Source organism: Hydrogenophaga sp., assembly GCF_018780385.1.
Lineage (GTDB): Bacteria > Pseudomonadota > Gammaproteobacteria > Burkholderiales > Burkholderiaceae_C > Hydrogenophaga.
The window spans coordinates 21,593-32,253 of sequence record NZ_JADMJO010000118.1; the positions used below are offsets into that span (position 1 = coordinate 21,593).

Annotated in this window: 11 protein-coding genes; 5 read left to right on the plus strand and 6 right to left on the minus strand. The window is 66.6% G+C overall.

The genetic code is table 11. The features are described from left to right. Nucleotides 1–90: 90 nt before the first annotated feature. Nucleotides 91–639, plus strand: a complete 549-nt coding sequence (locus tag IV113_RS23580; RefSeq protein WP_291090441.1) for a hypothetical protein — start codon at nt 91–93, stop codon at nt 637–639. A 2-nt stretch (nt 640–641) separates the two neighbouring features. On the opposite strand, the gene IV113_RS23585 is transcribed toward IV113_RS23580, so the two are convergent. From IV113_RS23585 to IV113_RS23600, 4 genes are read right to left on the minus strand one after another with little or no spacing between them, the layout of a single operon-like run. Beyond that, complete coding sequence (locus tag IV113_RS23585; RefSeq protein WP_291090444.1) at nt 642–2,450, minus strand: peptidase M61; 1,809 nt, start codon at nt 2,448–2,450, stop codon at nt 642–644. Next, the gene (locus tag IV113_RS23590; RefSeq protein ID WP_291090446.1) at nt 2,450–2,908 is read right to left on the minus strand and encodes a DUF3429 domain-containing protein; all 459 of its coding nucleotides are present in this window, start codon (nt 2,906–2,908) and stop codon (nt 2,450–2,452) included. The genes IV113_RS23585 and IV113_RS23590 overlap by 1 nt, the downstream gene beginning before the upstream one ends. A gap of 11 nt (nt 2,909–2,919) precedes the next feature. Continuing rightward, on the minus strand, nt 2,920–3,621 hold the full coding sequence (locus IV113_RS23595) for a DsbC family protein (RefSeq protein WP_291090449.1): 702 nt from the start codon (nt 3,619–3,621) through the stop codon (nt 2,920–2,922). 41 nt (nt 3,622–3,662) lie between these two features. Then, the gene (locus IV113_RS23600; protein ID WP_291090452.1) at nt 3,663–4,826 is read right to left on the minus strand and encodes an FAD-dependent monooxygenase; all 1,164 of its coding nucleotides are present in this window, start codon (nt 4,824–4,826) and stop codon (nt 3,663–3,665) included. A 100-nt stretch (nt 4,827–4,926) separates the two neighbouring features. Here IV113_RS23600 and IV113_RS23605 point away from each other — a divergent pair, with 100 nt between their 5' ends. The 3 genes from IV113_RS23605 to IV113_RS23615 are packed head-to-tail and all read left to right on the plus strand — an operon-like array spanning nt 4,927 to nt 7,752. After that, a complete protein-coding gene (locus IV113_RS23605; RefSeq protein WP_291090455.1) occupies nt 4,927–5,823 on the plus strand; it encodes an MOSC N-terminal beta barrel domain-containing protein in 897 nt (298 codons plus the stop codon). 55 nt (nt 5,824–5,878) lie between these two features. Continuing rightward, nucleotides 5,879–6,970: a redox-regulated ATPase YchF gene (gene ychF / locus IV113_RS23610; RefSeq protein ID WP_291090458.1), complete on the plus strand. Its 1,092-nt coding sequence runs from the start codon at nt 5,879–5,881 to the stop codon at nt 6,968–6,970. Nucleotides 6,971–6,978: 8 nt separating this feature from the next. Then, nucleotides 6,979–7,752, plus strand: a complete 774-nt coding sequence (locus IV113_RS23615; RefSeq protein WP_291090461.1) for an RNA pseudouridine synthase — start codon at nt 6,979–6,981, stop codon at nt 7,750–7,752. Here the strand turns inward: IV113_RS23615 and IV113_RS23620 are convergent. Then, nucleotides 7,737–8,903 carry an MFS transporter gene (locus IV113_RS23620; RefSeq protein WP_291090463.1) on the minus strand — a complete coding sequence of 389 codons (1,167 nt, stop codon included), beginning with the start codon at nt 8,901–8,903 and terminating at the stop codon, nt 7,737–7,739. The two genes, IV113_RS23615 and IV113_RS23620, sit on opposite strands and share 16 nt — an antisense overlap. Then, the gene (locus IV113_RS23625; protein WP_291090465.1) at nt 8,900–9,382 is read right to left on the minus strand and encodes a YqaA family protein; all 483 of its coding nucleotides are present in this window, start codon (nt 9,380–9,382) and stop codon (nt 8,900–8,902) included. The genes IV113_RS23620 and IV113_RS23625 overlap by 4 nt, the downstream gene beginning before the upstream one ends. Before the next feature lie 189 nt (nt 9,383–9,571). Here IV113_RS23625 and dusB point away from each other — a divergent pair, with 189 nt between their 5' ends. Continuing rightward, complete coding sequence (gene dusB, locus IV113_RS23630; protein ID WP_291090468.1) at nt 9,572–10,603, plus strand: tRNA dihydrouridine synthase DusB; 1,032 nt, start codon at nt 9,572–9,574, stop codon at nt 10,601–10,603. Nucleotides 10,604–10,661: the final 58 nt, after the last annotated feature.

The following is a 10,661-nucleotide window of genomic DNA, read 5'->3' on the forward strand; positions in this document are numbered from 1 at the left end:
TCTGTGTGGGAAATCGCACCCGCCGGGATGAAAACCCCTAGCCGTGTCGGGGATGGGTGTCCTACATTACCCCCCACAGTTGGGGAAGACATGGACAAAAACACATTGTTTGGCAAGACCGTGGCAGGACGCGAAGCGCTCACCACCCGGCCCGCCGGGCTTGGGCCGCGCCTGCGTTCGCTGCTGATCATGGTGGACGGAAAACGCAACCTCGCCGAATTTGAAAAGCTCACGGGTGGAGAGGCCACCGCCGCCCATTCGCTCGAGGAACTGCTGGCCGCCGGGTGGATCGAGGTGGTCGGTGCCGACGGCTTGCCCAAGCTGGTCGTTGCACCCGCGGCACCGGTGCCTGACCCGGCTGCCTTCCAGCCGGAGGTGTCGCAGCCCGTGCCGGTGGAGCTTGCTGTTGCGGTCCCCTCGCTGCCTTTCAGCGAAGCCCGCCGCCAGGTGGTGCGTTTCATCAACGACCAGCTCGGTCCCATGGGCGAGACGCTGGCCATCCGCGCTGAGGGCTGCAAGACGCCCGCCGATCTTCAGGCGGCGCTGCCCCGCATCCGGGACGGTTTGAAAAGCTTCAAGGGTGCGGCGGTGGTGCAACAGTTCGACGACGAACTGGCGAATCGCCTGCCCAAGGTCTGAATTCAGTCGGACAGCCAGCTGCCCAAACGCGCGGCATCGGCAACACCCAGTTTCACGGCCAGACTCTCGGTCGGCCAGTCCAGCGGGCATTTGAGCAGACGGTTGTCGCGTGAAACCAGTGCGGTGACTCGCGTGCGTTGACCGCGCAGCATCTGCACATCGTCGAGTTTGTGGATGCGCCAGGCCTCGGCGGCGGCGCCCCGGCGCACTGCCGCCAGTTCCAGACCCAGCCACTCGTCTCCTGCGGCCATGCCGGCGGCCTCACTCGCGCCCCCACGCAGCACGGTTTTGATGTGCACGCTGCCACCGGTATCACTCACGCGCAAGCCCAGTTGCTGGGCCAGTGGTGCTTTGTCGTGCGTGAACTTGGCGCCCTGGCCTTGCAGAAGGTCCATCAACGGCAGGTCCGCGGTGCTGTGCACCCACGCAGCGATTTCGACGTCGAAGCTGCGCTTGCCCAGGCGTTTGAGCGCGCGCAGCAGATCGGCTTCACGCATGGGGCCACCCTTGCAGCGCTGCCAGAGCTCGCGCATCACCGCATCCAGCGTGGTGTGGCCCTCGCTGCGCAGCGTGAGGTCCAGGCACAGGGCCACGAGTGAGCCCTTGGTGTAGTAGCTCACCGTCGCGTTGGGCGTGTTCTCGTTCATGCGGTAGTACTTCACCCACGCATCGAAGCTGGCCTGCGCCACGGTCTGCAGGTGGCGTCCCGGGGTCTGCTGCACCTGGTTGATAGTCTTGGCGACCAATTGCAGGTAGGCGGTGTCGTCGATGAGGCCGGCGCGGCGCAGGATCAGGTCGTCGTAATAGCTGGTGAAGCCTTCGAAGAACCAGAGCAGTTCGGTGAAATTCTCGGCGTCGTAGTCGTAGCGCTTGAACTCGGCCGGGCGCAGGCGCTTGACGTTCCAGGTGTGGAAGTACTCGTGGCTGATCAGGCCCAGCAGCGTGGTGTAGCCGTCGGTGGCCTTGAGGGCGGCGGCTTGGTCGCTGGTGGACGGCCGCAGGCGCGGCAGATCGGCCCGCTGGCAGATGAGCGCGGTGGAGTTGCGGTGTTCCAGCCCGCCGTAGCCGTCGGCGCTGGCATGCAGCATGAACACGTAGCTGGAGAACGGGGGTGCTCCGTCCCCATGCCAGAACGCGATCTGCGTTTCGCAGATGCGCCGCGTGTCGTCGATCAGGCGTTCACCATCGAGCCAGGCGCCGGCGCCACTGACCACGAAACGGTGTTCCACACCACCGGCGGTGAACTGTCCGCTCCAGAACCGGCCCATGTCCACCGGGCAGTCGGCCAGTTCGTCGTAGTCTGCTGCGCGGTAGTGGCCGAAGCCCGCCGCGTCCACGCTGTGGGCGGGCAAGCCGGTGGCGACGTTCCAGCCCTCGGTGGCGGCGCTGGCGGCGATCTCCAGTGCATGGGGTTGGGCTTCCTGGCCGGCCACGCGCAGGCACAGGCTGGTGGCGTTGAAGAAGCCACGCGTGCTGTCCAGGAAAGCGGTGCGCACCGAGGCGTCAAACGCGTACACCTCGTACTGCAGTTCCAGCGGTTTGCCTGCCGCCGCGTCGGCCTGCCAGTGGTTCTTGTCGAGCTGTTTGATGGCCACAGAGTGACCGTCTTGCCTGGCTTGCAGGTTCTGCAGGTGCTGCGAAAACTCACGCACGAGGTAGCTGCCCGGGATCCACACCGGCAGGCTCACGCGCTGGTCTTTGGCGGGTTGTTCGATCAACAGCGTGATGGCAAAGAGGTGTGCGTTGGCGTCCTGGACCGAGATGGTGAAGCGCACGCCGGTGGCGGTGGCGGTGGTGGGACGTTTGGGCATCAGAGGGCTCCAGCGCCGATGAAGCAGCTCAGGGCCGCCACGGCGGAGAGCCGGAAGCGCAACTTGAGCCAGGCACCGAGCCCGGCTTGTGCATAGAGCTTGCGGTCGACTAGGTAACAGACGATCAACACCAGACCGAGCCAGGCCAGACCTGCGTAGGGTGGCATCACCAGGCCGGGCCAGGCCAGCAGCGAGGGCATGACGCCCCACAGGAAGTGCGCCTTGCTCTCGGGCGCGCGCGCCAGCTGACTCCAGCCGATGCCCCAGTGGATGCCGCCCAGAAAGGAGGTGATGAGGGCCGCATAGGACGCCAATGCCAGCGCCACCCAGGCCTGCAGATCGGGCGTGACCAGCCAGATCAAAAGGGCCAGGCCCATCAGGGGAGTCAGACCGGCATAGCCCAGCTTGTGAATGAGAGGGTGCTCATGGGATTCGCCGCCAGCGTCGGACAAAGGCATGCTGAATGGCATCAGTTGAGCATGGTTTCGATGCGGTCGGCCGTGATGAAGCCCGGCACCCGGGTGTCGTTGGTGAAGATCATGGTGGGCGTGCCCTTGATGCCGTGCTTGCTGGCCAGGCGGCTGTTTCGATCGATGGCGGCGGTGTCGCAGGTGGCGGCGGCGGGCGGCTGGTTGTTCGACATCCAGGCGCTGTAGGTTTTGGCTTTGTCCTTGGCGCACCAGATGCGGCGCGCTTTCTCCACCGAGTCCGGGCCGAGCACGGGGATGAGGAAGACATGCACCGTCACGTTGTCGAGATCGGCGAACTCCTGGTGCAGCTTTTTGCAGTAACCGCAATTCGGGTCTTCAAACACCGCCATCTTGCGTTTGCCGTTGCCACGCACCAGGGTGAAGGCGTCCTTCATGGGCAGGTCCTTGAAGGCGAGCGCGGTGAGCTTGTCCAGGCGTTGTTCGGTCAGGTTGACACGTCCCCGGGTGTCGATCAGCGCGCCCTGAATCACGTAGTTGCCCTCTGCGTCGGTGTAGAAGATGTCGCTGCCGTTGATCCGCACCTCGAAGATGCCCGGCATCGGCGTCTTGCTCACCTCGTCGATCGTTGGCAATTTGGGCAGGCGCTCGGCGAGGTTCTTGCGGATGGTGGCTTCCTGCGCCAGCGCGCTCAGGGAGATGGCGCTCAGCGCCAGCAGCAACAGGGACTTGAAGAGTTTCATCGTGGGGGCGCTCAGAGGCGATCGGGGAACAAAAAGGGGATTCAGGCCGCTTGGCCCATGGCTTGCCGCGCCAGCCAGCGCTTCACCGGGCCGCTGCGGTTGAAGCTGGTCAGGCCCCAGTTGCGCAGCGCCTGCACGCGGCTGTCTTCATGGGAAAACAGGCCAAACAAACCGTCGGTGACCCAGCCCATGGCACTCACCTCGGCCGCGCGCGCGCGCTCGTAGCGGCGCAGCAGCTTCAGGTCACCGAGCTCGCGCCAGTACTCGCGCGCGTGCAGCACACGGGCGAGTTCGGCCGCATCGGCCAGCCCCACGTTGAGACCCTGGCCCGCCAGCGGGTGCATGGCGTGCGCCGCATCACCCGCCAGTGCCACACCGCCAGTGGCGTTGCGGGTGATCCAGCGTTGTGCGCGCGAGAGTTCGAGGGGCCAGGCTTGGGCGGGACTTTCCATGTGCAAGGTGCCCAGGGTGTTGGCGCTGCGCGCCTGCACCGCCTGAGCCAGGACGGAGGGATCGGATTGCAGCCACACGTCGGCCTGCTCTGCAGGTACTGACCACACCAGCGCCACCGAGTTCCCTTGTGCACCGCCCAGGGGCAGCAAGGCCATGACTTCGCCTTGGGCGAACCACTGGCGCGCCACGCCACCGTGCGGCAATTCGCAGCGCAACCGCGCCGCCACCGCCTTGTGGGGGTAGGGGCGAACATCAAAGGCCAGGCCCAGTTGCTCGCGGGTCTGGCTGCGTTTTCCCTCGCACACCACGGTGAGCGCAGCGGCCGGGGTCTCGGTCATGCGCTCGATGCCGCCTTGAAACCCCACGGCATCGCTCAGGCGCTGCTCCAGCGCGGGCACGTCCACGATCCAGGTGAGGGCCTCGCTGCCCTGGTCGCTGGCGGAGAACTTCAACTCACCGCCGTCGTCACCCCAGACCTGCATGTCGCTCACCGGGGTGATGGGGGTGGGGCGCGGGTCGCTGGCGTCGGCTTCGGGCCAGGCGCGCACCGAGCGCAGCAACTCGCGCGAAGCGTTGTTCAGGGCGTAGGCGCGCACGTCGGGGGTGTCCGTGCTGCGCGGGTTGCCGACCAGCGCCACGCGCAGTCGATCGCGGGCCAGCAGCAAGGCCAATGTCTGGCCCACCACACCGGCTCCCTGCACGGCGACATCAAAACGCCGGGCCGTACCGGTTCGCGGGGGTGTTGCATTCATGTGGGGATTTTAGGAGCAGGGCACAATCCGGGCCTCTCACGGGCCAAACCCCTGCGGGTCGCCCCGACTTTCCCCTCCCGACCTTGCTGCACACCCCGCCATGAACCCAGCCGCTACCCCCGCCGCCGATGTGCAGGCCACCATCGAAGAACTCTGGGTCTACCCGGTCAAGTCCTGCGCAGGCATCCAGCTGCCCGAGGCCGAGCTGACCGACACCGGCCTGCTGTACGACCGTGCCTGGATGGTGGTGGATGCCGAGGGCGAATTCGTCAGCCAGCGCGAGCTGCCCCGCATGGCGCTGATCCAGCCGTCGTTCAAGATGGGCCAGCTGATGCTGCGCGCGCCGGGCATGCTGTCCTTGCATCTGGGGCTGGACGTGGCCGAAGGCCCGCTCAAGGTGCGGGTGTGGGACGACGCGGTGGACGCGTACGACATGGGCGATGTGGCGGCGCAGTGGTTCAGCGACTTTCTCGGGCCGGACGCACCGGGCCACCTGAAACGGCTGCGGCTGGCGCGTTTTGACCCCGATGTGAAACGTCCCTGCGATCCCGCCTGGACCGGCGGACGCGAGGCCACGACCCAGTTCGCCGACGGTTTTGGCCTGCTGGTCACCAGCAACGGCTCGCTGGCCGATCTCAATGCGCGCCTGGTGGCCGCCGGCCACGCGCCGGTTGACACGCGCCGTTTCCGGCCCAACATCGTGCTGGGTGGCATTGAGTCGCACGATGAGGACCGCGTGGGTGCCATGACCATCACCACCGACGACAGCGCTGCGGTGATCGAGCCGGTGAAGCCCTGCGGCCGCTGCCCCATTCCCAACATCGATCCCACAACCGCTATCGCCAGCCCGGCGGTGAGCGACACGCTGCAGGCCTACCGGCAGGACCCGCGTCTGAAGGGCGCGGTCACCTTCGGCATGAACGCCATCGTGATTGAGGGTGATGGACAAGTGCTCCGCGTGGGGCAGAAGGTCACGGCAGACTGGAAGTTCGACTGATCCCGACCCCCACCCGTAAAATCGCGGGTTCCCCGACCGATCCGAAAGTTTTTCCATGAGTCTCCAATGCGGCATCGTGGGCCTGCCCAACGTGGGCAAGTCCACCCTTTTCAACGCGCTGACCAAAGCCGGTATCGCGGCCGAGAACTACCCCTTCTGCACCATCGAACCCAACACCGGCGTGGTGGAGGTGCCCGACCCGCGCCTGGCCCAGTTGGCTGCCATCGTCGAGCCCGAGCGTGTCGTGCCGGCCATCGTGGAGTTCGTGGACATCGCCGGTCTGGTGGCGGGCGCGAGCACCGGTGAAGGCCTGGGCAACAAATTCCTCGCGCACATCCGCGAGACCGACGCGATCGTCAACGTGGTGCGCTGCTTCGAAGACGACAACGTGATCCACGTGGCCAACAAGGTCGACCCGATCGCCGACATCGAGGTCATCCTCACCGAGCTCTGCCTGGCCGATCTGGCTGCCGTGGAAAAGGCGCTGCACCGCGTGAACAAGACCGCGCGTTCGGGTGACAAGGAGTCCATCAAGCAGGTGGCCATTCTGGAGAAATGCCAGGCCGCGCTCAACAACACGCAGCCGGTGCGCACCATTGACTTCAGCAAGGAAGAGCAGGCGCAGCTCAAGCAGTTCTTCCTGATCACCGCCAAACCCGCCATGTTCGTGGCCAACGTGGCCGAAGACGGCTTCGAGAACAACCCTTTCCTGGACCGGCTGCGCGACTTTGCCGCGAAGCAGAACGCGCCCGTAGTGGCCATCTGCGCCAAGATCGAGGCCGAGCTCTCCGAGATGGACGACGCCGACCGGCTCGAATTCCTCAAGGAGCTGGGTCAGGACGAGCCGGGCCTGAACCGCCTGATCCGTGCCGCCTACCAGTTGCTCGGTTTGCAGACCTACTTCACCGCCGGGGTGAAAGAGGTGCGTGCCTGGACCATCCATGTGGGCGACACCGGCCCGCAGGCCGCGGGTGTGATCCACACCGATTTCGAGAAGGGCTACATCCGCGCGCAGACCATCGCCTTCGACGACTTCGTCAACTTCAAGGGCGAACAGGGTGCGAAGGACGCGGGCAAGATGCGCGCCGAAGGCAAGGAATACGTTGTCAAGGACGGCGACGTGATGAACTTCCTGTTCAGCAGCTGAACGCCGACATGTCGCAACCCGGCCAGCCCGAACCGCAACGCCTGGCCAAACGCCTGGCCGCGCAACTGCCATGCTCGCGCAGCGACGCTGAAAACTACATCGCCGGTGGCTGGGTGCGGGTGGACGGCGTGGTGATGGAAGAGCCCATGGAGCGGGTGCGCGACGACCAGACCGTGTTGCTGGACCCGAAGGCCAGGCTGGAGCCGCTGGAGTCGATGACGCTGATCTGGCACAAACCGGCCACCCGGGTGCTGCCCGACGAGCCGCTGCTGCCCGACGCGTTGGCCGCCAAATGGTTCACCAACGCCAACCGCTTCAAAGGTGACCGCTCGGGCGTGCGCCCACTCAAGGCGCACCTGCACAAGCTGCTGCCGGTGTCGCCGCTGGGCACCAAGGCCAGCGGTCTGATGGTGTTCACCCAGAACCCGGGCGTGGCGCGCAAGATGACCGACGACGCGGGACAACTGGAGCACGAGTGGCTGGCCGAAGTGGCGGCCGATCCCGAGCTGGAAGACGAGGCCCGGCGCGACGCGGTGCTCAAGTCATTGGGCAAGGCGCTGTTCTTTGACGGCTGGGCCGTGCCCTCGGCGCGCGCCAGCTGGCAGAGCGAACTGCGCCTGCGCTTGGCCATCAAGGGCAACCGAACGGGCCAGGTGGCGCACCTGTGTGAGCGCGCCGGTCTGCAGCTCACCGCCTTGCGCCGCCTGCGACTGGGCCGCATTTCGCTGGCCGGATTGCCGGTCGGTGAGTGGCGCTACCTGCTGCCCTACGAACGCTTCTGAGCCCGGGCGGCCCACACGCTCAGGCCCATGGCCAGCACCAGCACCACCAGCCCCACCTGGTTCAGGCTGAGCATGCGCCCTTGCGCAATCATCAGCCCGCCCAGCGCCGCCCCCATGGCCTGACCGGCGTACATGGCCGAGGTGTTGAGCGCCACCGTGGCGGGCGCCAGCGCCGGGGAGATGTGCACCAGCCTGGCCTGCTGCGCCGAGTTCACCGCGAAGCAACCCAGCGCCCACGGCACCAGCACCAGCGCCTGTTGCCAGATGCCTCCCTGGCCCAAGGGCCACAGCAGCAGGCTCAGCACGATCAGGCCGAGCGCGATGAACACGGCGCGTGGTGCGCCGATGCGGTCGATCGAGCGCGACATGCCCACGTTGCCCGCGAGACCAAAGGCACCGAACCACAGAAACATGAGCGAGAGCGCACCACCGCCCAGCCCCAGCGTTTGCAGGAAGTAGGGCGCGAAGTACGAGAACAGTGTGAACTGCCCGAAGGCGGAGAGCAGCGTCACGCCCACGGCGAACATCAAGGGAGCGGAGCCCAGCGTGGCTTGCCAGGCCTGGCGCGACAGGGCGGCGGGCCGGATGCCGTTGGGCATCTCGCGCCAGACCCAGGCGGCGCTGGCCGCCGACATCAGCGCCACCAGGCCGAACGCCCAGCGCCAGCCCAACGTGCCACCGATCCAGGCCGACAGCGGCATGCCCATGACCGAGGCCACCGACCAGCCGAGGAACACGAACGTGATGGCGCGCCCGCGCTGGTCGGGTCGCACCAACAGACCGACGCACGCCGCGGCCTGGGGTGTGAAGACCGCCGGTGAGATGACGGCCAGCACACGCAGCGGCAGCAGGCTCGCGTAACTCGGCGCCAGCGCACAGGCCGCGGTGAGCAAGCCGTACCAGAGCAGGGAGAGCGTGAGCAGGCGGCGGCGGTCCCAGCCGGCCACCAGGCTGGCGAAGGCCGGCGCACCCAGGCCCATGAGGATGGCCGCCGCGGTGATGAGCTGACCGGCCTGCGGGATCGACACGTTCAGCGACGTGCTGATGTCGGTCAGCGTGCCCGGCACCACCATCACCCCGGTGCCGATCACGAAGTTGCCGACCATCAAGGCCCAGAGGGCGCGGGGCAGACGCGGTTGGTGGTTGCTCATCCCTGATAGACGCCGGGAAAGAACCAGAGCAGCGCCGCCGTCATGGTGAGGTAGCGAGCGAACTTGCCGATGGCCATGTACGCCAGGCAGGGCCAGAAAGGAAACTTCATCCAGCCCGCCACGGCGCACAGCGGGTCGCCCACCACCGGTAGCCAGGCCAGCAGGCAGGCCTTGGGGCCGAAGCGCTCCAGCCACGCCAGTGCTCGCACATCGACATGGCTCCCGCGCGCGCGGTCCACCACCTTGTGCGTGCCCAGGCCCATGAACCAACTCACCCCGCCACCCAGTGTGTTGCCAGCCGTGGCCACCAGGATGGCGGGCCAGAAAAGTTCCGGGTTGAGCTTGATGAGACCGAACACCGCGGGCTCCGAGCCCACCGGCAACAGGGTGGCCGAAACGAACGACACCACGAACACGGTGCTCAGCCCGAATTCGGGCAAGGCCAGCAGTTGCATCAGGTGGTTGGACCAGTCGGGCATGGGCAGCAGAAAAAAACGCCGTCGGTCGGCGTTGTGGGTGGCGTTGCGCGTGGTGGTTTGTGAAATGCGAAAGCAAGGGTTCGGATATCGCCTGCTGAAAAAACAGGCAGGTAGAATCGCGGTCCTTCGCATCCCGCATTGGCTGGGTTGGCGAAGGCCACTTCCATCCACCCGCATTCTCCCACCGCCATGCACATCGGGGCCTTCACCCTGCCCAATGCCCTGTTCGTCGCGCCCATGGCGGGTGTGACCGACCGGCCGTTTCGCAAGCTGTGCAAGCGACTGGGCGCTGGCTATGCCGTGAGCGAGATGGTGACCTCGCGCCCCGATCTGCAGGACAGTCTGAAGACATCGCGCCGCGCCAACCACGAGGGCGAAGCCGCGCCGATCGCGGTGCAGATCGCCGGCACCGATGCGCAGATGATGGCCGACGCCGCGCGCTACAACATCGACCGCGGCGCGCAGATCATCGACATCAACATGGGTTGCCCGGCCAAGAAGGTCTGCAACAAATGGGCCGGCTCCGCGCTCATGCAGGACGAGGCCTTGGCCATCGAGATCGTGCAGGCCGTGGTGGCGGCTTGCCAGCCGCACGGCGTGCCCGTCACGCTCAAGATGCGCACCGGCTGGTGTGCCAGCGTGCGCAACGCGCCCACGCTCGCGCTGGCCGCCGAGTCCGCCGGCGTGCAGATGCTCACCGTGCACGGCCGCACGCGCGAGCAGGGCTACAAAGGTCAGGCCGAGCACGACACCGTGGCCCACATCAAGAGCCGGGTGCGCATTCCGGTGGTCGCCAACGGTGACATCAACAGCCCCGAGCAGGCGCGTGAGGTGCTGCGCCGCACCGGCGCCGATGCCATCATGATCGGCCGCGCCGCTCAAGGGCGACCCTGGATCTTTCGCGAGATCTCGCACTTCCTGGCCACTGGCGAACACCTGCCGCCGCCCGATCTGGCCGATGTCCGTGGCTGGCTGCTGGACCACCTGCACGACCACTACGACCTCTACGGCGAATTCACCGGCGTGCGCAGCGCGCGCAAGCACCTGGGCTGGTACGCGCAGTCGCTGCCGTTGCCCGCGGGTGCCGCCGCCGTGTTCCGGGCGCGTGTGAACACCACCACCACGGTGGACGAGCAGCTTCGCTGCGTGAGCGAGAGCCTGGACGAGTGGTCCAGCGAAACAACAACAACCCCGAGAGACGACTGGAAACTGGCCGCATGAACAAGAACAAACTGCACGACTGTGTGCGTGCCAGCATGGAAGACTTCTTCCACGACCT

Excerpts from the sequence above, each read along its gene's own strand:
- IV113_RS23580 (WP_291090441.1), top strand. The coding sequence starts at position 91 with ATGGACAAAAACACATTGTTTGGCAAGACCGTGGCAGGACGCGAAGCG.
- IV113_RS23585 (WP_291090444.1), bottom strand. The coding sequence starts at position 2,450 with ATGCCCAAACGTCCCACCACCGCCACCGCCACCGGCGTGCGCTTCACC.
- IV113_RS23590 (WP_291090446.1), bottom strand. The coding sequence starts at position 2,908 with ATGCCTTTGTCCGACGCTGGCGGCGAATCCCATGAGCACCCTCTCATT.
- IV113_RS23595 (WP_291090449.1), bottom strand. The coding sequence starts at position 3,621 with ATGAAACTCTTCAAGTCCCTGTTGCTGCTGGCGCTGAGCGCCATCTCC.
- IV113_RS23600 (WP_291090452.1), bottom strand. The coding sequence starts at position 4,826 with ATGAATGCAACACCCCCGCGAACCGGTACGGCCCGGCGTTTTGATGTC.
- IV113_RS23605 (WP_291090455.1), top strand. The coding sequence starts at position 4,927 with ATGAACCCAGCCGCTACCCCCGCCGCCGATGTGCAGGCCACCATCGAA.
- ychF (WP_291090458.1), top strand. The coding sequence starts at position 5,879 with ATGAGTCTCCAATGCGGCATCGTGGGCCTGCCCAACGTGGGCAAGTCC.
- IV113_RS23615 (WP_291090461.1), top strand. The coding sequence starts at position 6,979 with ATGTCGCAACCCGGCCAGCCCGAACCGCAACGCCTGGCCAAACGCCTG.
- IV113_RS23620 (WP_291090463.1), bottom strand. The coding sequence starts at position 8,903 with ATGAGCAACCACCAACCGCGTCTGCCCCGCGCCCTCTGGGCCTTGATG.
- IV113_RS23625 (WP_291090465.1), bottom strand. The coding sequence starts at position 9,382 with ATGCCCGACTGGTCCAACCACCTGATGCAACTGCTGGCCTTGCCCGAA.
- dusB (WP_291090468.1), top strand. The coding sequence starts at position 9,572 with ATGCACATCGGGGCCTTCACCCTGCCCAATGCCCTGTTCGTCGCGCCC.